Raw genomic sequence first — 24,735 nt, 5'->3', positions numbered from 1 at the left:
TGTTGACCTTGCACGACCGGCGGATACCCGCCGGGTTCTTCCCAACTCAGCCGACCCACCATCCGGTGCGCTGGCCGCGATGAAACTGGATTGTCTTTTCTTCTGTATAGTCCTCGACGGCGCGCTTGCCGAGTTCGCGTCCGAGACCGGACTGCTTGTAACCGCCGAAAGGCAGTTCGGGATAACCCTCCATGAACGTGTTCACCCAAACGGTTCCCGAACGCACATTCCGCGCCACCGACATGCAGGTATCGATGCTGGCGCTCCACACGCCCGCCGACAGACCATAGGGCGTGTTGTTGGCGATGTGCAACGCCCTTTCAATCGATCCAAAAGTCAGCACCGAGAGCACCGGACCGAACACTTCCTCGCGCGCAATGGCCATGTCTTCGGTGACGTCGCGAACGATGGTCGGATCAAGATACTGGCCAGCGCTGGAAGCAAGCTGCTTGCCGCCGCAATAGATCCGACTGCCGTCGTTTCCCGCGGCCGTTACGTAGCCGGTGACCTTGGCCACATGGTCGGCGGAGATCATCGCGCCGACCTTGGTGCGGTCGTCGAGCGGGTCGCCGACAATCACCTTGGCGGTGAGTGCTTTGACGGCGCCGAGGAACTCGTCGGCGATCGCCTCATGGACGATCAGCCGGCTGCCGGCATTGCAGCACTCGCCGGCATTGAAGAAGCCGCCGAAAACCGCCGCGTCGGCGGCGGCTTCGAGGTCGGCATCGGGAAAGACAATCTGGCCGTTCTTGCCGCCGAGCTCCATCGAGACTTTCTTCAGCGAGTTGGCGGCAGACGCCATGGTCATCTTGCCGACCCGGGTGGAGCCGGTGAACGACACCATCTCGACCAGCGGATGGCTGACCATCGGTGCGCCGACATCGGCGCCCAGCCCGGCAAGGATGTTGACGACGCCATCGGGCGAGCCAGCCTGCATCAGGATCTCGCCGAGAACAAAGGTCGAGGCCGAGGTCATCTCGCTCGGCTTGACCACTGCCGTGCAGCCGGCGGCAAGCGCGAAGGGCAGCTTCTGGCTGACGATCAGGAAGGGAAAATTCCACGGCGTGATGATCGAGACGACGCCGATCGGTTCGCGCAGCACGACGCCGAGCATCGCATCGCCGAGATTGGCGTAGCTTTCACCGTGAAGCGTACGCGCAAGTGCCGCGGCATAGCGCCAGATGTCGACGGCGCCGCCGATCTCGCCGCGCGCCTGGGCAACCGGCTTGCCGGATTCCAGCGCGTCGAGCCGGGCAATCTCGTCCAGCCGCGCCTCGATCAGGTCAGCCGCCTTGAGCAGGATCGCGGCGCGCTCGGCCGCCTTCATGCGCGGCCACGGGCCGGTCTCGAAGGCCTTGTGCGCGGCCTGTACCGCCGCCTCCACGTCCGCCGCGCCGGCTTGTGCATAGCGCGAGACGGTGAAGCCGTGGCCGGGGCTGCTGCGCTCCAGCGTGCGGCCGTCCTGGGCATCGACGAACTTGCCGGCGATCAGCAGCCGGTAGCTTTTCGGCGCTGCGGCTGCCTCCGCGGGCATGGCGATGTTGAGAGGTGCGTTCATGTGAGTTTCAGGTTCCTAAGATCTTGAGAACGCCGGCTTCTGCTTGGCTTTGAAAGCCTCGACGCCAGCCCTGAGATCGCTTGTCAGCGCAATGAAGCCGCTGGCCAGCGCTTCGGTCGCGGCAGCACTCTCCTCGCCTTCGGCGATGGCAATCATCAGCTTGGCGGCCTCGGTCGCCAGCGGTCCGCGCTCGGCGATTTTTTCTCCCCAGGCCTTGGCCTCGACGCGTGCCTGACCGGTCTCCACCACCCGATCAACGATGCCCAGAGCAAGAGCCTCGGTCGCCAGAAACACTTCGCCGCCAATCGCCATCCGCCGCACCGCCTGTGCACCGAAGCGGCGCACGGCGCGCTGTGTGCCGGACCAGCCGGGAACGACGCCGATCGAGGTTTCGGGGAACCCCAGCTTCACCTGCGTTTCCGCCACGCGAAAGTCGCACGCAGCCGCCAGTTCCAGCCCACCGCCCAGCGCATGGCCGGCAAGAACGGCGATCGTCGGCTGCCGCAGTCGCGCCAGCCGCTCGAAGACACGGTGGCCGTAGCGCACCCATTGCACCTGGAAATCGGCGGCGCTCATTTCTGCCCAAGCCTCGACGTCGCCGCCGGCGCAAAAGCCCTTGCCTTCGCCGCAGATCAGCACGACGCGGATGCCTTCCGCCGCCTCGGCTTCATCGAGTGCCGCTTCCAGCGCCCGCAGCATCGGAATATCGAGCGCGTTGAATTTCTCCGGCCGGCGCAGCGTGACAATGCCGATGGCGCCGTCAGTTTCAAAGGTGACGAGGCGCTCAGCCATAGGCGCCTCCAAGCGATGCGCCGCCATTGAGCGACAGGCCGATCGGCCGGTCCCGGTAGAGCGCATCCGGCGTCACTTTCAGGTCGTTGGCGACAGCAAGCGGGACCTCGGCCTGGGCCAGCACATCGCGCTCCAAGTCTACACCCGGCGCCAGCTCCGTCACCATCAGCCCTGCTGGCGTCAGCTTCATCACGCAGCGCTCGGTGACATAGGTGATATCCTGTCCCTGCGCGACGGCACGCTTGCCCGAGAAGGAGATATGCTCCACCTCGCCGACGACTTTCTTGATCTTGCCCTCCTGGTCGATGCGGATGCCGCCATCGGCAAGCGACAGCTTGGCGCCGGCATTGAAGAAACCTGAAAAGACGATCTTCTTCGCCCGCGCGGTGATGTCGACGAAGCCGCCGGCGCCGGCGGTGACGTGGGGTCGCGCCGATAGCTTCGACACGTTGACAGAACCATGGCGGTCGATCTGCAGGAAGGACAGCAGCGAGGCGTCGAAGCCGCCGGCCTGGAAATAGAGGAACTGGTGCGGCGAGGGCATGAAGGCGTCGGCGTTCGACGAGCAGCCGAACTTGAAGTCGAGCAGCGGCACGCCGCCGACCGCGCCCTGTTCGATGACCCAGGTGACCTTGCCGTGCTGGCCTTCCTCGAGCAGGATCCGCGGCACATTGGCCGAGATGCCGAAGCCGATATTGACCGCCATGCCGTCGGCAAGCTCCATGGCGACGCGGCGCGCAATGACCTTCTGGACGTTCATCTCGGCGTTGCGGAAGCTCGACAACGGACGGAAGATCTCGCCGGAGATGGCCGGATCGTAGGGCGTCAGCGTCGTCTGCAACTGGTAGGGCGCCACGACGATATGGTCGACCAGCATGCCGGGCACGCGCACATCGTGCGGTTTCAGCGTGCCGTTCTCGACGACGCGCTTGACCTGCGCGATGACGATGCCGCCATTGTTGCGGGCGGCGAGCGCCTGTTCGAGGCCGCCGAGATAGGCACCCTCATGCTCATAGGTGAGGTTGCCGCGCTCGTCGGCGGTGGTGGCGCGGATGATCGCCACCTGCGGCACGATCGCGCGGAAATAGAGCCACTCCTCGCCGTCGAACTGCTGCACCGAAACGATCGGCTCGCTGGCGGCAGCATTCATGGCGCAACCCTGGTGGCGCGGGTCGGCAAAGGTATCGAGCCCGACCTTGGTCAGCACGCCGGGGCGTTTGGCGGCGGCTTCGCGATGCATGTCGAACAGGATGCCGGACGGCACGTTGTAAGCGGCGACCGTATTGTCGCCGATCATCTTCCAGATCTGCGGCGGTTCCGACGATGACGGCCCGGACGGATAGGAGCCGCACAAAGTGCGCTTCAACAGGCCGGGCTTGGCTAGATGGTCGATGCCCTTGATGCCGTACATGTCACCAGCGGCGATCGGGTGCAGCGTCGTTATGTCCTTGGGATGACCTTCGGCGTCGAAGCGCTCGCCGATGGCGGCCAGCACCGCGTCCGGACAGCCGAGGCCGCTCGACGACGACACCGAAACGACCATGCCGTCCCTGATCAGGCCGGCGGCCTCAGCTGCGGAGACGAGCTTGCTCACGTGGCGCTCCCGAGCTTCGGGTCGATGGCAACGGCCTTGCCGGAGCTGGCCGATTGCAATGCCGCCTCGGCTGATGTCAGCGACCAGACGCCGTCTTCGCCGGTGGCGGAAGGCTGGCCCTCGCCGCGGATCGCGGCATGGAATTGGCGCAGCGAACGGGCATATAGGTCTTCGCGGTCGAAGCTCAATTCCTCCTCGCCCTGTGCCGTGCGCAGCAACACCGAGCCGACCGGCTTCTGCGTCATCACATCCTTGGCGATCAGCGAGCCTTCGCTGCCATGCGCCTCGAAGCCGGTGCCGGCGAATTTTGTCGTGAAGCCCTCATGCGATTGGGCAATGACCCCCGATCCGAAGCGCCAGAGGCACATGGCGCCGTCTTCCAGTCCGCCGGCGGCCATGCCGGCCGATTGCGTGAAGGCCGAGATCTCGACCGGATCGTCGCCGAGCACGAACCGCAGCGTATCGGCATCGTGGACGGTGATGTCGAGCACCACGCCGCCGCCGGCGTCCGGCCTGGTGATCCGCCAGCCCTGCAGGTTTTCCGGCAGATAGACAGAGTGGAAGACGCGCGCGGCGATCGGCCTGCCGATGCGGCCGGCAGCGATCGCTTCGCGCATCGCCCGATGCGAGCCGGCGTTGCGCAGATGGTGATTGGTGCCGAGCACGACGCCGGCGGCCCTGGCGGCGGCGACCATCTTGCGCGCGTCGGCGCTAGTCAGCGCCAGTGGTTTTTCGCAAAGCACATGCTTTCCCGCCTCGATGGCTGCGAGTGCCTGTTCGAGATGCAATTCGTTGGTGGTCGAGATGTAGACGGCGTTGATGTCGGAGCCGAGCAATTCATCAAGCGTCGCGACCGCCGCCGGAATGCGGTTTTCGCTAGCATAGGCGGTGGCGCGCTCCGGGCTGGAGCTCATCACCGCGGTGATCTCGCCGTCCGGCTGCGCGCGGATGGCGTCGATCATGAACTGTCTTGCGATCGTGCTGGCGCCGATCAGCCCCCAACTGACGGTCATGCCGCGTCTCCCATTCCTGCGCAGCCATGCTCTTTGCGATCGGGGCCGCAGCTTTCCCTGACCACGAGGTTGACGGCGCCGATATGATCCTCGGCGCGCGTGGTGCGCGATTGGATCATCTTCAGCACGACATGGGCGGCGCGCTCGCCGAGGCCGGCGGTGTTCACCGACACGCTGGTCAGCGCCGGCATATAGTGCTCGGCCTCGGCCACGTCGTCGAAGCCGACGACGGCAAAGTCCGCGCCGGGTTCCAGGCCGCGCTTGCGCAGCGCCAGCAAGACGCCGAAGGCGACCGCATCGTTGAAGCAAAGGGCTGCAGTCGGCGGCGCGGCCATGGCGAGCGCGGTTTCCAGGCAGGCAATGCCGCCCTTGCGGCTGGTTTCGCCCTCGAAGACCAGCCTGTCGGCCGGTGCGATGCCGAGCGCTTCACAGGCCTCGCGAAAGCCGCCCAGCCGCTCGTGATAGACGACAAGGTCGGATGAGCCGCCGAAGAAGGCCAATCGGCGATGGCCCTTGCCGATCAGATGGGCGGTGGCGAGATAGGCGCCGCGATGATTGTCGGGCGTGATCACCGGGATACGGCTTTCGGGAAGCCGGCGCATGACGAAGACGACCGGAACGCCTGCGGTCTCAAGGCGACGGAACGCGCCAGGCGTGGTGCCGCGCGCCGGCGACACAACGAGCCCGGCGACACCCTGCTCCATCAGCGATTTCAGAACCTCTTCCTGGCGCACCGGGTTTTCAGCCGTATTGGCGATGAAAGGCACGACGCCGGCCGACTGGAAGACGCGCTCCATGCCGACCGCCAGTTCGGCGAAAAACGGATTGGTGAGATCATTGATGACCATGCCGATGACGTTGGAATGGGCCTTGCGCAGATTGGCGGCGCCGCGGTTATAGACATAGCCGACATCTTCGATCGCCTTGCGCACCTTGAGCGCGGTTTCGGGCCGGATCAGCCCGCTGCCTTGCAGCACCAGCGATACCGTCGATTTGGACACGCCCGCCTCACGGGCGATGTCGAGTATCGTTGCCTTGGCCCGGCTGGCCATCCAGATCTGTCCTCCCGGTGGTTTCTTAGCGATTTTGTTGGAACGATCTAATCCCTACGGCACATTTGAGTCAATCGCGTTTTTGCGAACCCGAGAAAAATGCGGCTCAGGGGGCGCAATCCTCCGACAAGTAGGGCTTTCACCTGTTGCGATGAAGCAATTTTGAGCTGCGCGAGGCAGGGAGCAAAATATCTTGATTTATTGGAACGTTCCATTTAATAGGCACTGGGAAGGGAGAGAGCCATGGACATCACCTTGCCCGGGGAAGGCGGCGGCCGTGTCCGCTACCGGCTTGACGGCCAGCCGGTGCAGCCTGTGGCCGACGCGCGGTTCTCGCGCATCGCCTACGCCGCCGCCCATGTCGTCGCCGATCCCTTCGCCATGACCGATCCCTGGTCGAGGCCCGCCGTCGACTGGGACAAGACGATGGCGTTTCGCCGTCACCTTTGGCGGCTCGGCTTTCGCGTCGCCGAAGCGATGGACACCTCGCAGCGCGGCATGGGTTTCGACTGGGCAAATGCCAAGGAATTGATCCGCCGCTCCATTATCGAGGCGCGCAGCGTCGACGGCGCCGATCTCGCGTCAGGCGCCGGCACCGACCATCTGGCGCCGGGGGCCGCCAGCACGCTCGACGATGTCATCGCGGCCTATGAAGAGCAGCTCGGCTTCATCGAAGGGCTTGGCGGCAAGGCGATCATGATGGCCAGCCGGGCGCTGGCGGCGACCGGCAAAGGCCCCGACGATTATATCGGCGTCTACGATCGCATCCTGTCCCAGGCATCCGGCAAGGTCATCCTGCACTGGCTGGGCGACATGTTCGACCCGGCGCTGAAAGGCTACTGGGGCAGCAGCGATTTCGAAACCGCCCTCGAGACGGTGATCGCGATCATCGAACGCCATGCCAGCAAGGTCGAAGGCATAAAGATATCGCTGCTCGATGCCGGCAAAGAGATCGCGCTCAGGGAGCGGCTGCCCGAGGGCGTGGTGATGTTCACCGGCGACGACTTCAATTACCCCGAGCTGATCGCCGGCGACGGCGACAGACATTCGCACGCGCTGCTCGGCATTTTCGATGCCATCGCGCCGGTCGCCAATGCGGCGCTGGCAAAGCTGGCCGAAGGCGACCGCGCCGGCTATGACGCGCTGATGGCCCCGACAGTGCCGCTGTCGCGCAAGATCTTCGAGGCGCCGACCGAATACTACAAGGCCGGCGTCGTCTTCATGGCATGGCTGAACGGACATCAGGAGCATTTTTCGATGATCGGCGGCATGCAATCGGCGCGCGGCATCCGTCACTATGCCGATGTCTTTCGCCTTGCCGACCAGGCGGGGTTGCTGGCCGACCCCGAGCTCGCGATTGCCAGAATGATAAGCCTCTGCGCCGTAGCGGGCGTTTGATCGCAAGACGCTACAGCGTCCGGTCCAAAGCTTGGTCCGGGTGGCTTTGCGATTTGCCTTGTCTGGGCAAATCTGTATGCGGTATGCCTCCAGCAACAGAGAAGCCGATCCGGCGCTCCGCCGGCCAACTGGCAAAGCTGCCGTTCTGCATTGGGGTAAGCTGATGACCTTCGACCTTCATGGCAAGCGCGTTTTCGTGGCCGGACATCGCGGCATGGTCGGCTCGGCCATCCTGCGCCGATTGGCCGACGAGGATTGCGAGGTCCTGACCGCCTCGCGCGCCGAGCTCGATCTTCTCGACCAGGCCGGCGTGCGGCGCTGGATGGCCGACCGCAAGCCGGATGCGGTGGTCATGGCGGCGGCCAAGGTCGGCGGTATCCTGGCCAACAACAGGCTTCCGGTCGATTTTCTGCAGGACAACCTCGTCATGCAGAACAATGTCATCGACAGCGCCTTCCGCAACGAGGTGCAGAAGCTGCTGTTTCTCGGCTCGTCCTGCATCTATCCCAAATTCGCGGCGCAGCCGATCTCCGAGGACGCCTTGCTGACCGGCCCGCTCGAACCTACCAATGAATGGTATGCGATCGCCAAGATCGCCGGGCTGAAACTGTGCCAGGCCTATCGGCGCCAATACGGCGTCGACTACATCTCGGCGATGCCGACCAATCTCTATGGCCCGGGCGACAATTTCGACCTCAATTCAAGCCATGTCGTACCCGCCCTGATGCGCAAGGCGCACGAGGCCAGGCGCGCCGGCCGCAAGAGCCTGGAGGTGTGGGGATCGGGCACGCCGATGCGCGAATTCCTGCATGTCGACGACGCCGCCGACGCCCTGGTCTGGCTGTTGAAGAATTATGCCGGCGATAGCCACATCAATGTCGGCTCTGGGGAAGACATCACCATTGCCGATCTTGCCCGCACCATCGTGTCGGTCGCCGGCGCCGATGCGACGATCACATTCGACGCGACGAAGCCGGACGGCACGCCGCGCAAGCTGATGGACGTGTCGCGCCTATTCGCCACCGGCTGGCGCCCACGCTATTCGCTGCGCAGCGGCTTGGAACAGACCTACGCCTGGTTTCTGGAGCACGTCGAGACCGGCGATCTCCGCCTCGGCGCAGCCTGAGGCCGGTATTGGCGAGCTCGGCATCAGGACTGGATGAGGGCGAGAACGCCAGCCGATGAAAACACCGACGGCCAATTGAGGGATTATCTGGATGGTGGGCGTGACAGGGATTGAACCTGTGACCCCTGCAATGTCAATGCAGTGCTCTCCCGCTGAGCTACACGCCCATCCGAAGCCGCGCATACACCATTTTTGGTTCTGCACGTCAATAGCGGGAAAAGGGAAAGAATGGCTGGCTTGTCTCTTTGTTTTGACGCAATTCCGGACGGAAAACCGCTTCACACTTTTCCTGGAATTGCTCTAGTCGATCAAGACGCGACAAAAGTGCGTCAGGCGGCCTGCAGCATCTTTTCGACTTCGTTGACGAGGTCGCGCAGGTGGAACGGCTTCGATAGCACCTTGGCGTCTTTCGGCGCCTTGGAATCAGGATTCAGCGCGACGGCGGCGAAGCCGGTGATGAACATCACCTTGAGGTCGGGATCGATCTCGGTGGCGCGGCGGGCGAGCTCGATGCCATCCATCTCGGGCATGACGATGTCGGTCAAAAGTAGCGAAAAAGGTTCCTCGCGCAGCCGCTCATAGGCACTGGCGCCATTGTCGAAATCGCTGACCTGATAGCCGGCGCGCTCCAGCGCCTTGACGAGGAACCGGCGCATGTCGTCGTCGTCTTCCGCCAGCAGAATGCGTGCCATCTTGTCCCGTCCGAATCACCCAACCGACAATGCCGTGCGGCAAGCCCGTTAACCATGCTGTATATGAGGAGGTGACGGTAAACATCAAGTGAACGTTGGCCGCACAATCCTGATTTGGCTGGCACTTCGGCGGCTGGACATGCGGGCGGCGAGGTGGCACTTTCCTTATCATGATGCATTGGTATTTCCGGGTTCCTTCAAATTGAAAACGGCAGCCGAGGATTTTTCGGTCGTTCCACCCTTCGAAATCCGATCGGGCGCAGAACAGCGCGTTCCCTTCCTCTTCAACTCGCCGCATAGCGGCCGCTACTATCCGGACCGGTTCATGGCGATGGCCAAGCTGGACCGCAACGCCATCCGCCGCTCCGAGGACTGCTATGTCGAGGAATTGTTCGGCGGCGCCGTCGCGCTCGGGGCGCCGATGCTGGCGGCAAACTTCCCGCGCGCCTATCTCGACGTCAACCGGGAGCCGTGGGAACTCGACCCGCGCATGTTCGCCGAACCGGTGCCGTCATTCTGCAACATCCGCTCGGCGCGGGTGGCCGGCGGGCTCGGCACCGTGCCCAAGCTGGTCGGCGAGGGGCTCGACATCTATTCCGGCCGCTTGCCACTGGCGGAAGCCGTGGCGCGCATCGAAGCGGTCTACAAGCCCTATCACGAGACGCTGAAACGGCTTTTGACCAGAACCCATGCGCGCTTCGGCTACGCCGTCCTGATTGACTGCCACTCGATGCCCGCAAGCATAAGGGTCGGCGACAGCGGATTGCGGCCGGATTTCATCGTCGGCGATCGGTTCGGCATTTCCGCCGCGGCGACGTTGACCGAGACGGCTATCGGCCTGCTCACCGGCATGGGCTACAGCGTCGCCCACAACAAGCCCTATGCCGGAGGCTTCATTACCGAGCACTATGGCCGCCCCGTGCGCCATCTGCACGCGCTGCAGATCGAGGTCAATCGCGGGCTCTACATGAATGAGCGGACGTTCCAGAGATCGGCTGGTTTCGACGCCCTGGCCGGCGATCTGGCGCGGTTTTCGGCCGAACTGATGGCGATGCCCGATCACAATTTCATGGATCTGCCGCTGGCCGCCGAATAGCGCCGGAATCGCGGTACTCGCCGCTCATGCGGCAGCGTAAAAAAAGACCGCATCGTTTGCACGACACGGTCGAAGTCTAGGGAGGAAACGCCCAAGGAGGGCATGGACAGGAACCCCTGTCCGAGAACAAACGTATTGTGCGCTGCACAAATGTCAAGGCGCGTTCCAGCTTTTTTAATTCACTGTGAAGTGGAAATTGCATTTCCATGACGGCGGCGTTGCATTCGAGCAACAGTTGGCACCGTGCAAAAGGCTCCAAACGCCCTTGTTTCGGCATAAATCCGTAGGCAAACCGGCATCTCAGACATGCTGGAGCGGGAGAATCAGTTGGACATCAGCATCGAGTTCATGCGGCGCATTGCGCGTGCCGCCGCAGCCGAGACCTTGCCGCGCTTCCGCAATCAGGGCGCGGTCACCAACAAGGAGCACGGCAGCTTCGACCCGGTCACCGAGGCCGACCGTGAAGCCGAGCGCGCCATCCGGGCGGTGATCAGCGCGCAATACCCCGATCACGGCATCCTCGGCGAGGAGCATGGCAGCGAAAACATCTCCAGCCGGCATGTCTGGGTGATCGATCCGATCGACGGCACGCGCGCCTTCATTTCCGGCCTGCCGGTATGGGGCACGCTGGTCGGGCTGACGGTCGACGGCGATGCCGTCGCCGGCATGATGTCGCAGCCCTTCACCGGCGAGCTGTTCTACGCCAATGCTTCCGGCTCGCATTATGAAGGTCCGGGTGGCCCGCGAAAACTCACGACGCGCAAGACCACAAATCTCGCCGAAGCGACGCTGTTCACCACCACGCCGGCGCTGTTCAAGGGAGACGCGCGCCTGCGCTACGACCTGTTCGAGCAACAGGTCCAACTCGCCCGCTACGGCACCGACTGCTATGCCTTCGCCATGGTGGCGGCGGGCAGCGTCGATATCGTCGCCGATCCCGGATTGAAGCCCTACGACATCGTGGCGCTGATCCCGATCATCGAGAAGGCAGGCGGCGTCGTCACCACTTTCGAGGGCGGACCGGCGGAAAAGGGCGGCGACATCCTGGCGGCGGCGACACCGGAGCTGCACGCGGCGGCGATGGCGGCGCTGTGCGGCTGAGCATCCGGTGCACCCACGCGTCTGTTTTTGCGCAAATCCGCGTTTGAAATGGACTCATGGGCCGCGCTTGTGGGACGCGCTTGTTTTTTACGCATGTCGTCATCGCAAAACCGATGCGCACTTTTGACATGCATTAGCTGTCGGCAGGCCAAGCGTCCGAGAGACGCAGGCCCCACAAAATGAGCACGAAAGAGATGAGGCCGGTCGGCGCGGACGAATACGCCACGCCTTTGATCACGGCTTCCTGAAAGGCGCTTCCGTGGAAGCCTCCGGCCGCCAACGGCATTGTCTCGTTGCCGGCTCCCCAGGCGCTGGCGATCACGTAGGCGGCCAGGATCGCCAAAGCCGAATAGATCAGGAGCCAGAACGCAATCCGCGACATCGCCGCGCCGAGATTGAGCCTAGACCATGTGAGGCCTAGCGCCAGCAAGAGAACGCCCTCCAGGGCGCTGAGCGTGTGCGCGGACAGTCCGAGCCGCGGTGCGGCGAGGTACGGTATTGCAAACCCCTCGAATGACGAAAACAGCAGCAGCGCGACGCCAATCTGCAGTAGCCGATGCCCCTGACGTGACAGCGTGTTCGATGCGTTCATGGTCGTTTTTCTCCCGGCGAATTGCCTCCAATCTCTTTGGCCGCTACCTAGCGCTCGATGCCTGAACGGGAATAAGGGGCAAGCTGCGCCGGGCAAGCAACCCGCGCAGGCTTTGTTGCCGGGCGCCGGCGAAGCGGTCAAACAGCGTCGCCGGTTCCTGGGATGAAGGCATCGAATGCCGCAAGCAGTTGCTCGCGATAGAGGTCGGCTTCCTGCAGGATCTCATGGCGGGCGCCGTCGATCATCACTAGCGAGCCGACGCGCAGACGTCTCGCATAGGCCTCGACTGCCCTGGTCGAGACGACCTGGTCGGCGCCGGCGGCGATCATCAGCAAGGGCACCTGGATCTTGGCCATGAAATCCGGGTTGCTGACGATCAAGGACGCCTCCGTGGCCGCCTTCAGCCAGCGGATCGTCGGTCCGCCAAGCGCCAGCTGCGGATAGGTTTCGTAGATCAGCGTGTTGCGCCGATAGCGCGCCGGATCGCTGGTCAGCTTGTTCATGGCGAAGGGCACTGATTCCTTGGGTCGCGGACCCCATGCGGCATAGAGCCGTCCAAGGCCGAGAAGGCAGAACAGCGAACAGATGCCGCGAACGGTTTTTACCGAAACCGGGAGGTCAGGCACGGTGAAGAACGGTGCGATCAGCACCATGCGGCGCACGCGGTTCGCCATCGAGGGCGCGGCGAGCAGCGCAATCACCGCGCCGGCCGAGTGGGCCAGTATGTAGTAGGGGCCTCGGCAATCGGGCAGCACGATCTCCTCGAAGAACTGCTCCAGATCGCCGGTGTAGTCGAAGAAGCTCCGGACGAAGCCGCGCTGTCGGTCGCCGATCAGCCGGTCGGAAGCGCCCTGGCCGCGCCAGTCGAGGGTTGCCACGCCAAAGCCCCGGTCGGCAAGGTTGCGAATGGTCTCGAAATATTTCTCGATGCACTCGTTGCGGCCGGTCAGGACGACCACGGTGCCCTTCATCGGGCGGGTAACCGCGGCAAACAGCCCATAGCGGATCTTCTTGCCGTCGCGCGTGGTGAAGAAGCCGCCGGCCGCGTTTTCCGGCAGCGGATTGCCCGGAGTTTCGTGGAAGAGGGGGGGCTGGTGGAAAAGATCGGTCATACGGTGTTTGGTTGGTGTCGGTGCCGACGGGCGCAAGTCAGGCATAAACGCCCATGCGCCAAAAGCAAAGGAATTCGGGACGCCGGGGAGGTCGACCCAGGCAGCGAACAAGTAAGGCCGGAAGCAGCCTTGGGCGTGCTTCCGGCCTCAGTCGACCGGGAGGAAGGGACGTTACACCCGGTTCGGCCTCGTCGTGTCGCCTTTCCGGCGACCTGTTCGTGATCTCGAGAACAGTTTTAATGCCGCCTGGCTGAACGCTCGCCGAAGCCACGGTTCATCTGCCGTTCATCGGCATCGGGACGTGGGCCGGGACCGGTCCCGTTCGGACGCGGGAAATCTTGAAATGCCGTCGTCCGCTTCCCAAATTTGTCATGCGGCCGCCAATGTCGGGGCCGCTGGCCCATCCGGAACGCCATCACGGGTTTCGCACCGGCCATACGCAACCTTGTTGCTCAACAGGAGAACACACCATGCGTCACGTTGATTTTTCCCCGCTCTACCGTTCGACCGTCGGTTTTGACCGGCTGTTCACCATGCTCGATTCGCTTGCGCAGCCGGAAGGCCAGACCTACCCGCCTTACAACATCGAGCGCACGGGTGAGGATGCCTATCGCATCTCGATGGCTGTGGCCGGCTTCTCGGAAGATGAGATTTCGATCGAGGCTCACCGCAATGTGCTGACAGTCAAGGGTGAGCGCAAGGAGGAAGGCAATGGCGAAGGCTCCGAACTGCTCTATCGCGGTATCGCCAGCCGAGCCTTTGAGCGCCGCTTCCAGCTTGCCGATCACGTCGAGGTTGTCGGCGCCGCGCTGAAGAATGGCCTGCTCTTCGTCGACCTCAAGCGCAACATCCCCGAAGAGCTGAAGCCGCGCAAGATCGCGATCACCTCGGCTCCGGCCAAGGCCAAGCAGATCGAGGCCAAGACGGCCGCCTAAGCCAGGCAGCTAAACTCTCCGGGGACGCCAACTCCCCGGGAAAAAAGGGGCGGTGCAGCAATGCGCCGCTCTTTTTGCTGGGTAAGGCTTGCTATCCGGCGAGAAGGTAGCCGAAACGGTCGACCTCGTCGGGCGTGGTCGCGAAGCTGGTGACGAAGCGATAGAGCGCTTCGTCTTCGCCAATGTGGCCGTCGTAGCCGAGCGGCCTGTGCCAGTCGTGGAAGGCCGCGCCTGCCGCTTGCATTCTTTCGGCCTCGGCCTTTTTCATCACCGCGAAGACCTCGTTCGCCTGCGGTAGCCAGGCCAGCCGGGCCGAAGGGGAATCTTCTATCGCCGCGGCAAGCCGTGCCGCCATCGCATTGGCGTGCCGTGCCGTGTCGAGCCATAGCCCACCCCTGAAATAAGCATCGAATTGCGCGGCGATGAAGCGCGACTTCGAGAACAGCTGGGCCGCGCGCTTGCGCAAAAAGGCCAATTCCTTGGCTCGCTCGAGGTCGAACAGCACGATCGCCTCGGCGCACCAACAGCCATTCTTGGTGCCGCCGAAGGAGAGGATGTCGACACCGTGCTTCCAGGTCATTTCGGCCGGCGTCGTTTCCAGCGCGACGAGCGCATTGGCAAAGCGGGCCCCGTCCATGTGCAGCGGCAGTCCATGCTGCTTTGCGATCGCTGAAATCCTGGCGATTTCGTTCAGCGTGTAGACGGTGCCGACCTCGGTCGACTGAGTGATCGAAACCGCCATCGGCCGCCCGGAATGGACGTTTTCGGGTGCGAAACGGTCCACCGCCCGTTCCAGATTGCCGGCATCGATCTTGCCGAGTGCGCCTTCGACCGTATAAAGCCGCGAACCGCCGGTGAAATATTCCGGTGCACCGCATTCGTCCTCGATTACGTGCGATTCGCGATGGCAGAAGGAAATGCCGCCTGGCTTGTTATAGGTAGTCAGCGACAGCGAATTGGCAGCTGTGCCGGTGGCGACGAAAAACACCGCGACTTCGCATTGGAAAATTTCATTGAAGCGCTGGAAAACGGCCTTGTCGAGGACGCCGTCGCCATAGGCGGTGGAGAAGCCGTCGGCATGGGCCGACAGGCCGGCAGCGATACGGGGATGGGCGCCTGCCCAATTGTCGGAAGCGAAAATCATGCGTCTGCCTATGCTGGGGAAATCGGTGCGAGCTTGGCCGCTTTCGCATGCCGGCCGCAAGTGGCAGATACCGAAAATCCGCTAAAGCCAGCGAAACGCATGAGCGTACATGCAGCGACTGAAGGTTACGCTGACACCGCGTTCCGCGCAATTTTCTGTCGCCAAAGCCCCAAGAATTTTGTGAATCGGTCTTGTGTGCATCCAAAATTTCTGTCATAAAAATTTAGGACAGTAGTGCTGTCTTATTTTGTCGCACAAAACTGGCCGCATTGGCATATGATTGCGCCTCTGCGGCAATTGCCGCGAGCGACAGCTAGACAGCCTGGCTCTGGCCTGTACGAATACCATATGCGAACCATGCGGAAGGCCGCACGGTCGACAAGAATTTCGCAAGACGTGCCGCAAGATTGAAAGGGGAGCCACGCGCTTCCCGACGGAAACCAGCGCCCGAAGGGGACGGAACGGAGGACAGGACGATGACGGACATGACGCCATCTGCGATGAAGGCCGCGCAGACGAAAGCGGCAGCCGTCAAAAATCCGTCCCTGACCAATATTGGGCGAACCAGCACCGGCTATGCCGCGCACGGCCTCTACGATCCGCGCAATGAGCATGATGCCTGCGGCGTTGGCTTCATCGTCAACATGAAGGGCGTAAGGTCACACCAGATCGTCGAGGACGGCCTTGCCGTGCTCGAAAACCTGACGCATCGCGGCGCCGTCGGCGCCGATCCGCTGATGGGCGACGGCGCCGGCGTGCTGGTGCAACTGCCGGACCGCTTCTTCCGCGAGGAGATGGCCAAACAAGGGGTCGAATTGCCGAAGCCCGGCCACTATGCCGTCGGCCACGTGTTCATGCCGCGCGACCCGGAGCTGCAGGCGCATATCGAAGGCATCATCGCCGAGGTGGCGCAACTCGAGGGCCAGCCGCTGCTCGGCTTTCGCGACGTGCCCGTCGACAATTCGTCGCTGTCCAAGGCGCCCGACATCGCCGCTTCCGAGCCGGTGCACCGGCAGGTGTTCCTGGGCCGCGGCGCCGAGATCGAGAACGACGACGATTACGAGCGGCGGCTCTACATCCTGCGCAAGGTCATTTCCGGCCGTATCCACGAGGAGACCAAAGGCGTCGACAACGGCTTCTATGTCGTCTCGATGTCCTCGCGGACCATCGTCTACAAGGGCATGTTCCTGGCCTATCAGGTCGGCGCCTACTACAAGGACCTCACCGACCCGCGTTTCGAGACGGCGCTGATCCTGGTCCACCAGCGCTTCTCGACCAACACGTTCCCGTCGTGGAAGCTGGCGCATCCCTACCGCATGGTCGCCCATAATGGCGAGATCAACACGCTGCGCGGCAACGTCAACTGGATGGCGGCACGGCAGGCCTCGGTCGATTCCGAACTGTTCGGCAACGACATCTCGAAGCTGTGGCCGATCTCCTATGAAGGGCAGTCGGACACCGCCTGCTTCGACAATGCGCTCGAATTCCTGACGCAGGGCGGCTATTCGCTCGCCCATGCCATGATGATGCTGATCCCGGAAGCCTGGGCCGGCAACAAGCTGATGGGTCAGGACCGCAAGGCCTTCTACGAGTATCACGCAGCCCTGATGGAGCCGTGGGACGGACCGGCGGCGGTTGCCTTCACCGACGGCCGCCAGATCGGCGCCACGCTCGATCGCAATGGGCTGCGGCCGGCGCGCTACATCGTCACCGACGACGACCGCGTCATTATGGCCTCGGAAGCCGGCGTGCTGCCGGTGCCAGAGGAAAGGATCGTCAAGAAGTGGCGGCTGCAGCCCGGCCGCATGCTGCTGATCGACCTGGACAAGGGCCGCATCGTTTCCGACGAGGAGATCAAGTCGGAGATTGCGACCAGGCACCCGTACAAGAGCTGGCTCGCCAACACCCAGCTCATCCTCGAGGATCTGAACCCGGTCGAGCCGCGCGCCCTGCGCAGGGATGTCTCACTGCTCGACCGCCAGCAGGCGTTCGGCTACACCCAGGAAGACACCAAGCTGTTGATGTCGCCGATGGCGACCACCGGGCAGGAGGCGGTCGGCTCGATGGGCACCGACACGCCGATATCGGCAATGTCGGACAGATCGAAGCTGCTCTACACCTATTTCAAGCAGAACTTCGCACAGGTCACCAACCCGCCGATCGACCCGATTCGCGAGGAACTGGTGATGAGCCTCGTCTCCTTCATCGGGCCGCGGCCCAACATCTTTGATCTTGTCGGCACTTCGCGCCGCAAGCGGCTCGAAGTGCGCCAGCCGATCCTGACCAATGGCGATCTGGAGAAGCTGCGCTCGGTCGGTCACACCGAGGACCGTTTCGACACCAAGACGATCGACATCACCTATGCTTCGAATGAAGGCGCGGCCGGCATGCTGGGCGCCATCGACCGGCTGTGCGAGCGCGCCGAGGCGGCGGTCGCCGGCGGCTACAACATCATCATCCTGTCGGACCGTCAGCTCGGGCCGGACCGCATCGCCATTCCGGCGCTGCTGGCAACGGCGGCCGTGCATCATCATTTGATCCGGAAGGGATTGCGCACCTCGGTTGGGCTCGTCGTGGAATCCGGCGAGCCGCGCGAGGTGCATCATTTCTGCTGTCTCGCCGGCTACGGCGCCGAGGCGATCAATCCCTATCTCGCTTTCGACACGCTGCTCGATATGCACAAGCGTGGCGAATTGCCGGCGGAGGTCGATGCCTACGAGGTCGTCTCCCGCTACATCAAGTCAATCGGCAAGGGCATCCTCAAGGTGATGTCCAAGATGGGCATCTCCACCTACCAGTCCTATTGCGGTGCGCAGATCTTTGATGCCATCGGGCTGAAGTCGGACTTCGTGCAGAAGTACTTCACCGGCACGGCGACGCTGATCGAAGGCGTCGGGCTGGACGAGATCGCCGCCGAAACGGTCAGCCGCCACACCGACGGCTTCGGCAACGACCCGGTGCTGCGCAACAGCCTCGAGGTCGGCGGCGAATACATGTTCCGCATGCGCGGCGAGGCCCATATCTGGTCGCCGGACGCAGTGGCGACCTTGCAGCACGCCGTGCGCCAAGGCTCGTGGGAAACGTTCAAGGACTATTCCGCCCAGATCGACAGCGACACGGCACAGGCGCAGACCATTCGCGGCCTGTTCAAGATCAAGCTGGCGCAAGAGACCGGGCGCAAGAAGGTCAAGCTCGACGAGGTGATGCCGGCCGCCGATATCGTCAAGCGCTTCTCGACCGGGGCGATGTCCTTCGGCTCGATCTCCAGGGAAGCGCACACGACACTGGCGCGCGCCATGAACGCCATCGGCGGCAAGTCGAACACCGGCGAGGGCGGCGAAGAGGCCGACCGCTATCTGCCACTGCCGGGCGGCGGCAAGAACCCCGAACGCTCGGCGATCAAGCAGGTCGCTTCGGGACGCTTTGGCGTCACGGCGGAATATCTGGTCAATTCCGACATGATGCAGATCAAGGTCGCGCAAGGGGCGAAGCCCGGCGAGGGCGGCCAGCTGCCGGGCCACAAAGTCGATGCGACCATAGCCAAGGTCAGGCATTCGACGCCGGGCGTCGGCCTGATCTCGCCGCCGCCGCATCATGACATCTATTCGATCGAGGATCTGGCGCAGCTCATCTACGATCTGAAGAACGTCAACCCGGCGGCCGACGTATCGGTCAAGCTGGTCTCGGAAGTCGGCGTCGGCACAGTTGCGGCCGGCGTTGCCAAGGCGCGTGCCGACCACATCACCATATCAGGTTATGACGGCGGCACCGGCGCCTCGCCGCTGACCTCGCTCAAGCATGCCGGCAGCCCGTGGGAGATGGGCCTTGCCGAGACGCACCAGACGCTGGTGCTCAACGGTCTCAGGTCGCGCGTCGCGCTGCAGGTCGATGGCGGCCTGCGCACCGGGCGTGACGTCATCATCGGCGCACTGCTCGGCGCCGACGAGTTCGGCTTCTCGACCGCGCCGTTGATCGCGGCCGGCTGCATCATGATGCGCAAGTGCCATCTCAACACCTGCCCGGTCGGCGTCGCGACACAGGACCCGGTGCTGCGCAAGCGCTTCAAGGGCACGCCCGAGCACGTCATCAACTTCTTCTTCTATGTGGCGGAAGAGGTGCGGGCGCTGCTTGCCGAGATGGGCCATACCCATCTCGACCAGATCATCGGCGACACCGACCTTCTGGAAAAGCGCGAGCTGATCCAGCACTGGAAGGCGCGCGGGCTCGACTTCAGCAAGATGTTCTACAAGCCTGATGCGCCGCACGAGGCGGTGCACTGGACCGAGCGGCAGAAGCATCCGATCGACGACGTGCTCGACCGCAAGCTGATCGAACTGGCAAAGCCGGCGCTCGAAGCCAGGCAGCCGGTCAGTATCGAACTGCCGATCCGCAACGTCGACCGTTCGACGGGCGCCATGCTGTCGGGCGAGGTGGCAAAGCGCTTCAAGCACAAGGGCCTGCGCGAGGACACGATCTCGGTGAAGCTCACCGGCACGGCCGGCCAGTCCTTTGGCGCCTTCCTGGCGCGCGGCGTCTCGTTCGAACTGGTGGGCGCTGCCAACGACTATGTCGGCAAGGGCCTGTCGGGCGGCCGCATCGTCATCCGCCCGCCGGAGAACACGAAAATCGTTGCTGCCGAGTCCATTATTGTCGGCAATACCGTGCTCTACGGCGCAACCGAGGGCGAGGCCTATTTCTGCGGCGTCGCCGGCGAGCGTTTTGCCGTGCGCAATTCGGGTGTCGCCGCCGTCGTTGAAGGCGTCGGCGACCATGGTTGCGAATACATGACCGGCGGTATCGTCGTCGTTATCGGCCAGACCGGCCGCAACTTCGCCGCCGGCATGTCGGGCGGCGTCGCCTATGTGCTCGACGAGGCGGGCGATTTCGCCGAGCGCTGCAACATGGCGATGGTCGAGCTGGAGCCGGTTCCGGAAGAGGACGACCTTATGGAAAAGCTGCTCCACCATGGCGGCGATCTCGACCACAAGGGCCGTGTCGACGTATCCGGCGATATGACCAGCCATGACGAGGAGCGGCTCTACCAGCTGATCTCCAACCACGTCCACTACACGGGCTCGGTGCGAGGTCGCGAGATCCTCGACGACTGGGCGATTTTCCGGCCGAAATTCCGGAAGATCATGCCGGTCGAATACCGCCGCGCGCTGATCGAGATGGAACGTATGCGCATGAACGTGGCGGCGGAATAGATTTGGAAATTGCCGGGAAGCCATGCGTCCCGGCAACCATCTTCATCAACAATCCTGACCTCGGACTGAAGGTTGCCACGGCTGCCTTATGAGGTTAACGGGTGCGTCGCCAGGCGTGCCTTCCGGACAGCAGGGACTGGACTATGGGCAAGGTAACAGGGTTTCTCGAGATCGACCGGCAGGTGCACAAGTACCAGCCGGCTTCCGACCGCATCCGGCATTTTCGCGAGTTCACGCTGCCGATGTCGGACAAGGAGGTCGAGAAACAGGCCGCGCGCTGTATGGATTGCGGCATTCCGTATTGCCATGGACCGACCGGCTGCCCGATCCACAATCAGATCCCGGACTGGAACGACCTCGTCTACAATGGCGACTGGGACAACGCGATCCGCAACCTGCATTCGACGAACAATTTTCCGGAATTCACCGGCCGCATCTGTCCGGCACCTTGCGAGGAAGCCTGCACGCTGAATCTCGAGGACATTCCGGTCGCCATCAAGACGATCGAGCAGGCGATTGCCGACAAGGCCTATGAAACCGGCCATATCCGGCCCTATCCGCCGGAACGGAAGACCGGCAAGCGCGTCGCGATCATCGGCTCGGGGCCGGCGGGAATGGCCGCTGCCCAGCAACTCGGTCGTGCCGGCCATGACGTTCACGTCTATGAGCGCGAGAGCCGGCCGGGCGGGCTGATGCGCTACGGCATCCCCGATTTCAAGATCGAGAAGCATTATATCGACCGGCGCATCGAGCAGATGCAGGGCGAAGGTGTCAGCTTCCATTGTGGCGTCAATGTCGGCGTCGACAAGCCGGTCGCCGAACTGCTCGCCGAATATGACGCGGTCCTCTATTGCGGCGGTTCCGAAACACCGCGTCCGGCCAACATCCCGGGCGATGATCTCGACGGCGTGCACGACGCCATGCCCTATTTGGTGCAGCAGAACAAGCGCATAGGCGGCGAGCCGATCCAGTCGGTCGCATGGCCGTCCCGCCCGATCGTCGCCGGCGGCCAGCATGTCGTCGTCGTCGGCGGCGGCGACACTGCCTCCGACTGCGTCGGCACTGCCTTCCGCCAGGGCGCGGTGCGCGTCACCCAGCTCGACATCCGGCCGCAGCCGCCGGAAAAGGAAGACAAGCTGTCGGTCTGGCCCTACTGGGCGACCAAGATGCGCACCTCGTCCTCGCAGGCCGAAGGCGCCGAGCGCGAATTCCAGGTGGCGACGCTCGAATTCATCGGCGAAGACGGCCAGCTGACCGGGGTCAAATGCTGCGAGGTCGACGAAAAGCGCAAGCCGATCGCCGGCACCGAATTCGTTATCCGCGCCGATCTCGCGTTCATCGCCATCGGCTTTGCCGGGCCAGCCGCTCGAGGGCCGGTGTCGGAGCTCGACGGGCAGATGACGATCGTCACCGACAGCCGCCGTTCGAAGAATGTCGAGGCCAATGATCGGGATTACAGGACCAGCGTCGAAAGGCTCTATGCGGCGGGCGACGTGCGGCGCGGCCAGTCGCTGGTCGTCTGGGCGATCCGCGAGGGCCGCCAAGCGGCGCGCGCCATCGACGAGGCGCTGATGGGATCGAGCGTGCTGCCGCGTTGAGTCCGTTCCGAAGAGGTTCTGCTTACTGCCGGATCGCCGTCGTCGTGTCGGATGCGGCCGCCGTCGCAGGCTGTGTCTTCGGCGGCCAGGAGAAATCGTCGGCACGGCCCGGTGAGGCGTCGGGCGCCTTGCCCTCGATGACAAGCCTTTCGCCCGGCAAATTCTTGTCAGCTTTTGCCGGCGGGGCGGCGCCGAGAAGTTCCGAGCCGCCGTCCAGTGCCGGATCGCTGAGCAGCATCGGCACGGTGCGATCGACGGCTATCGGTGCGGCAGCAGGTGCCGGCGCCTCGACGGGAGCGCCGGCCGGGGCAGAAGCCGGGACCACGCTTCCCGGCGCGGCCAGCCCAAGGATCTTCATCAGCGGCTTTTCGGTATAGAAGGCGAGCTTGCGCTTGCCGGCCTTCGACATGTTGATGCCATCGTCGGAGCGCAGGCGCACCGATTGGCCGTTGATGTCCGGACCGCTGGTGATGAAGGCGCCGTTCTCGTCGACGAACCCGTCCCAGACGTCGACGAATTCGCCGCCGTGGCTTTCGGCGGACGAGCGGAATATGTCGTTGAAGGCCAGCATGTCGGAGGTCATTTTCGAGACCCGGATGGCCGGCATGCCGACCCACAGATACGGCACCTTGGTTGCGGCGATGGCCTTGCCGAACGCATCGGTCCGGCGCTCGTATTCCTTGGTCCAGTTTTCGGATCGCGGCTGCTCGCGCACATCGCCGACGCGCATCTGCTGTCGGTCGTTGGATCCGAGCATGACGACGACGGCTGCCGGTTTCTCGGCAGCGATCAGCGACTTGACCTGTTCTGGCCAGTTGTAGACATCGTCACGCACGAAGCCGGACGATCCGTTGGCACGGATGACGATCCTGACGCCGGTGTTCTCGGCAAAGGCGGCGTCGAGCCCCTCAGCCAGCCCAGACGCCATGAAATCGCCGACCACCAGAACGACGCGTGCATCCGGCGCCTTCTCGGCCACCGGGGTTGTCGGTTCGGCCGGCGGCGGCCGGCGACCGGACCGGGGCTTCCTCAGCTTGGGTCTGGGCTTTGCTCTCTGGAATTCTCTCTGGAATTCGGGCGGCGGCTGCTCAAACCGCTCGCTTCTGCGCGGAAACAACAGGTCGCGTAGCGACCAGCCACGACTTTCCGGCTCCTGCGCCATGGCCGAGGTATGAAAGGCACTGGCGGCGCCGACTGCCAGAACGGCGATCGCCACAACGAGGATCGGCACGCGACGAACGATTAACCGGATGCGCGCAGCCGAAACCAATCACCCTCTCCATCCCGTAACCGGCTCTAGTTCTGCCTGAGCCATTTGAGCACTTCCTTGCTCGGATACCCGTCCTGGGTCAAGCCGGCCTTTGCCTGGAAGGCCATGATGGCGGTTTTCGATCCGTCACCGATCTTGCCGTCGAACTTGCCGTCGTAATAGCCGTGCTCAGAAAGTCGCTTCTGAAGCTCCTGCCTTTCCTCGAAGGAGAGCTTGGTAAACGGTCGCTTCCAGTCCTGCACAAGCCCGCCATAGCCGGCGATTTCGTCGGCAAGAAGGCCCACGGCGAGCGCATATTTGTCGGCATTGTTGTAGCGCTTGATGACCGAGAAATTCTTGATCATCAGGAAAGCCGGCCCGCCGCGGCCGCCGGGCAGCTTCAACGTCGCCTTGTCCGCACCGTTCTTGAACGGCTTGCCGTTGGCACGGGTGACGCCCAGCGCCTGCCATTGCGACAGCGACTTCGAGCCTCCGGGCAGCTTCTTGCCGTCCGGAAGGCTGACCTCATAACCCCAGGTCTTGCCTGCCTGCCAGCCGTTCTTCCTCAGCAAATTGGCGGCTGTCGCCAGTGCGTCGGGAATCGAATTCCAGATGTCGCGCTTGCCGTTGCCGTCCATATCGACCGCATAGGACTGGTAGCTGGTCGGGATGAACTGGGTATGGCCCATTGCGCCGGCCCATGAGCCGCTGAGATGGCTTTCGTCGATGTCGCCGGTTTGCAGGATCTTCAGCGCCGCGATCAGCTGGGTGCGGGCAAATTTCGCTCGCTTTGGGTCGGCATAACCAAGCGTCGCCAGCGAGCGCACGACATTGCGCATGATGTCATCGCGCTTGAGGGTTTCGCCATAGTTCGATTCCATAGACCAGATGGCCAGCAGGATGTAGCGGTCGACGCCGTATCTTACCTCGATCCTGTCCAGCCAAGGCTTCCATTTCCTTGCCATCTGCTGGCCGACGGCGACCGACTGGTCATGGACGCGGTTGTCGAAATAATCCCAGGCGGGTGCGGTGAATTCGGGTTGAGTACGAGCCTTTTCCAGCACCACCGGGTCAGCATCGTTGATGCCCTTGAATGCCTGGTCGTAGACGGAGCCGGAAACGCCGCTCGCCACTGCGGTAGCACGGAAGCTGGCGACCCATTGGCGGAAGCCGGCATCGGCAAAAGCCGGCCCGCTGGGCATGAGCAAGGCAAGCGAGAGGCTGGCGGCCGTCAGGACGCTGGTGAAGCGCCTTGCGGCGTTGCGAACGGACATCTTTTCCTCCTTCTTCATGTCAGGAAGACTATTCATCGCCGAACCCGGTTAGCATTTGGTTTACCATAGGTGCCGTCCGGGGTGAAAAGATGCGTCAATGCTTTACCAGCTGAGATTTCTGACCCGCCGTTCAGTAATCCTCGATTTCGGCATGAAAATGTCTCGAATCGGGATTGCCGAACAGGCATGCAAATGGATAATT

General features: G+C 63.3%; 18 protein-coding genes and 1 tRNA gene. 7 read left to right on the top strand and 12 right to left on the bottom strand.

The genetic code is table 11. The features are described 5' to 3' along the window. Positions 1-46: 46 nt before the first annotated feature. From NKJ40_RS09570 to NKJ40_RS09550, 5 genes are read right to left on the bottom strand one after another with little or no spacing between them, the layout of a single operon-like run. Positions 47-1,558, bottom strand: a complete 1,512-nt coding sequence (locus NKJ40_RS09570; RefSeq protein WP_352465867.1) for an aldehyde dehydrogenase family protein — start codon at positions 1,556-1,558, stop codon at positions 47-49. A 15-nt stretch (positions 1,559-1,573) separates the two neighbouring features. Then, positions 1,574-2,350 (bottom strand): enoyl-CoA hydratase/isomerase family protein, encoded by a 777-nt coding sequence (locus NKJ40_RS09565; protein WP_352465866.1) that lies wholly within the window; start codon positions 2,348-2,350, stop codon positions 1,574-1,576. After that, the gene (locus NKJ40_RS09560) at positions 2,343-3,944 is read right to left on the bottom strand and encodes an acyl CoA:acetate/3-ketoacid CoA transferase (protein WP_352465865.1); all 1,602 of its coding nucleotides are present in this window, start codon (positions 3,942-3,944) and stop codon (positions 2,343-2,345) included. Before NKJ40_RS09560 ends, NKJ40_RS09565 begins: the two co-directional genes overlap by 8 nt. Next, positions 3,941-4,957, bottom strand: a complete 1,017-nt coding sequence (locus NKJ40_RS09555) for a Gfo/Idh/MocA family protein (RefSeq protein WP_352465864.1) — start codon at positions 4,955-4,957, stop codon at positions 3,941-3,943. Before NKJ40_RS09555 ends, NKJ40_RS09560 begins: the two co-directional genes overlap by 4 nt. Next, entirely contained in the window at positions 4,954-6,009 is a 1,056-nt protein-coding gene (locus tag NKJ40_RS09550; RefSeq protein WP_352465863.1) for a LacI family DNA-binding transcriptional regulator, read from the bottom strand. The genes NKJ40_RS09555 and NKJ40_RS09550 overlap by 4 nt, the downstream gene beginning before the upstream one ends. A gap of 243 nt (positions 6,010-6,252) precedes the next feature. On the opposite strand from NKJ40_RS09550, the gene NKJ40_RS09545 reads away from it, so the two are divergent. Both NKJ40_RS09545 and fcl read left to right on the top strand, forming a co-directional pair. After that, on the top strand, positions 6,253-7,407 hold the full coding sequence (locus NKJ40_RS09545; RefSeq protein WP_352465862.1) for a dihydrodipicolinate synthase family protein: 1,155 nt from the start codon (positions 6,253-6,255) through the stop codon (positions 7,405-7,407). 163 nt (positions 7,408-7,570) lie between these two features. After that, positions 7,571-8,533 (top strand): GDP-L-fucose synthase, encoded by a 963-nt coding sequence (gene fcl / locus NKJ40_RS09540; protein WP_352465861.1) that lies wholly within the window; start codon positions 7,571-7,573, stop codon positions 8,531-8,533. Positions 8,534-8,625: 92 nt separating this feature from the next. Here the strand turns inward: fcl and NKJ40_RS09535 are convergent. Continuing rightward, a tRNA-Val gene (locus tag NKJ40_RS09535) sits at positions 8,626-8,700 on the bottom strand. A 162-nt stretch (positions 8,701-8,862) separates the two neighbouring features. Next, positions 8,863-9,225: a cell cycle two-component system response regulator CpdR gene (gene cpdR, locus NKJ40_RS09530; RefSeq protein ID WP_006199474.1), complete on the bottom strand. Its 363-nt coding sequence runs from the start codon at positions 9,223-9,225 to the stop codon at positions 8,863-8,865. A gap of 139 nt (positions 9,226-9,364) precedes the next feature. Between cpdR and NKJ40_RS09525 the strand changes: the two genes are divergently transcribed. Continuing rightward, on the top strand, positions 9,365-10,321 hold the full coding sequence (locus tag NKJ40_RS09525; RefSeq protein ID WP_352465958.1) for an N-formylglutamate amidohydrolase: 957 nt from the start codon (positions 9,365-9,367) through the stop codon (positions 10,319-10,321). 327 nt (positions 10,322-10,648) lie between these two features. Continuing rightward, positions 10,649-11,422, top strand: coding sequence for a histidinol-phosphatase (gene hisN / locus NKJ40_RS09520; RefSeq protein ID WP_352465860.1), 774 nt, complete (start codon positions 10,649-10,651; stop codon positions 11,420-11,422). A gap of 133 nt (positions 11,423-11,555) precedes the next feature. Here the strand turns inward: hisN and NKJ40_RS09515 are convergent, their stop codons facing one another. Then, a complete protein-coding gene (locus NKJ40_RS09515; protein ID WP_352465859.1) occupies positions 11,556-12,014 on the bottom strand; it encodes a styrene oxide isomerase in 459 nt (152 codons plus the stop codon). A gap of 137 nt (positions 12,015-12,151) precedes the next feature. Continuing rightward, positions 12,152-13,126 (bottom strand): alpha/beta fold hydrolase, encoded by a 975-nt coding sequence (locus NKJ40_RS09510; RefSeq protein ID WP_352465858.1) that lies wholly within the window; start codon positions 13,124-13,126, stop codon positions 12,152-12,154. A 470-nt stretch (positions 13,127-13,596) separates the two neighbouring features. Between NKJ40_RS09510 and NKJ40_RS09505 the strand changes: the two genes are divergently transcribed. Beyond that, positions 13,597-14,061 (top strand): Hsp20 family protein, encoded by a 465-nt coding sequence (locus NKJ40_RS09505; protein WP_023675381.1) that lies wholly within the window; start codon positions 13,597-13,599, stop codon positions 14,059-14,061. A 91-nt stretch (positions 14,062-14,152) separates the two neighbouring features. Here NKJ40_RS09505 and NKJ40_RS09500 read toward each other — a convergent pair whose 3' ends face one another. Next, a complete protein-coding gene (locus NKJ40_RS09500; protein ID WP_352465857.1) occupies positions 14,153-15,205 on the bottom strand; it encodes a threonine aldolase family protein in 1,053 nt (350 codons plus the stop codon). A 476-nt stretch (positions 15,206-15,681) separates the two neighbouring features. Here NKJ40_RS09500 and gltB point away from each other — a divergent pair, with 476 nt between their 5' ends. After that, positions 15,682-20,412: a glutamate synthase large subunit gene (gene gltB / locus NKJ40_RS09495; RefSeq protein ID WP_352465856.1), complete on the top strand. Its 4,731-nt coding sequence runs from the start codon at positions 15,682-15,684 to the stop codon at positions 20,410-20,412. 143 nt (positions 20,413-20,555) lie between these two features. Further along, entirely contained in the window at positions 20,556-22,010 is a 1,455-nt protein-coding gene (locus NKJ40_RS09490; protein ID WP_352465855.1) for a glutamate synthase subunit beta, read from the top strand. Between the two features lie 22 nt (positions 22,011-22,032). Here the strand turns inward: NKJ40_RS09490 and NKJ40_RS09485 are convergent, their stop codons facing one another. Both NKJ40_RS09485 and NKJ40_RS09480 read right to left on the bottom strand, forming a co-directional pair. Then, on the bottom strand, positions 22,033-23,280 hold the full coding sequence (locus tag NKJ40_RS09485; RefSeq protein WP_352465854.1) for an SGNH/GDSL hydrolase family protein: 1,248 nt from the start codon (positions 23,278-23,280) through the stop codon (positions 22,033-22,035). Positions 23,281-23,306: 26 nt separating this feature from the next. Beyond that, complete coding sequence (locus tag NKJ40_RS09480; RefSeq protein WP_352465853.1) at positions 23,307-24,533, bottom strand: lytic murein transglycosylase; 1,227 nt, start codon at positions 24,531-24,533, stop codon at positions 23,307-23,309. Positions 24,534-24,735: the final 202 nt, after the last annotated feature.

Source organism: Mesorhizobium sp. M0119 (assembly GCF_040322615.1).
Taxonomy (GTDB): Bacteria; Pseudomonadota; Alphaproteobacteria; order Rhizobiales; family Rhizobiaceae; genus Mesorhizobium.
This window is presented reverse-complemented; position numbering and strand designations above follow the sequence as displayed.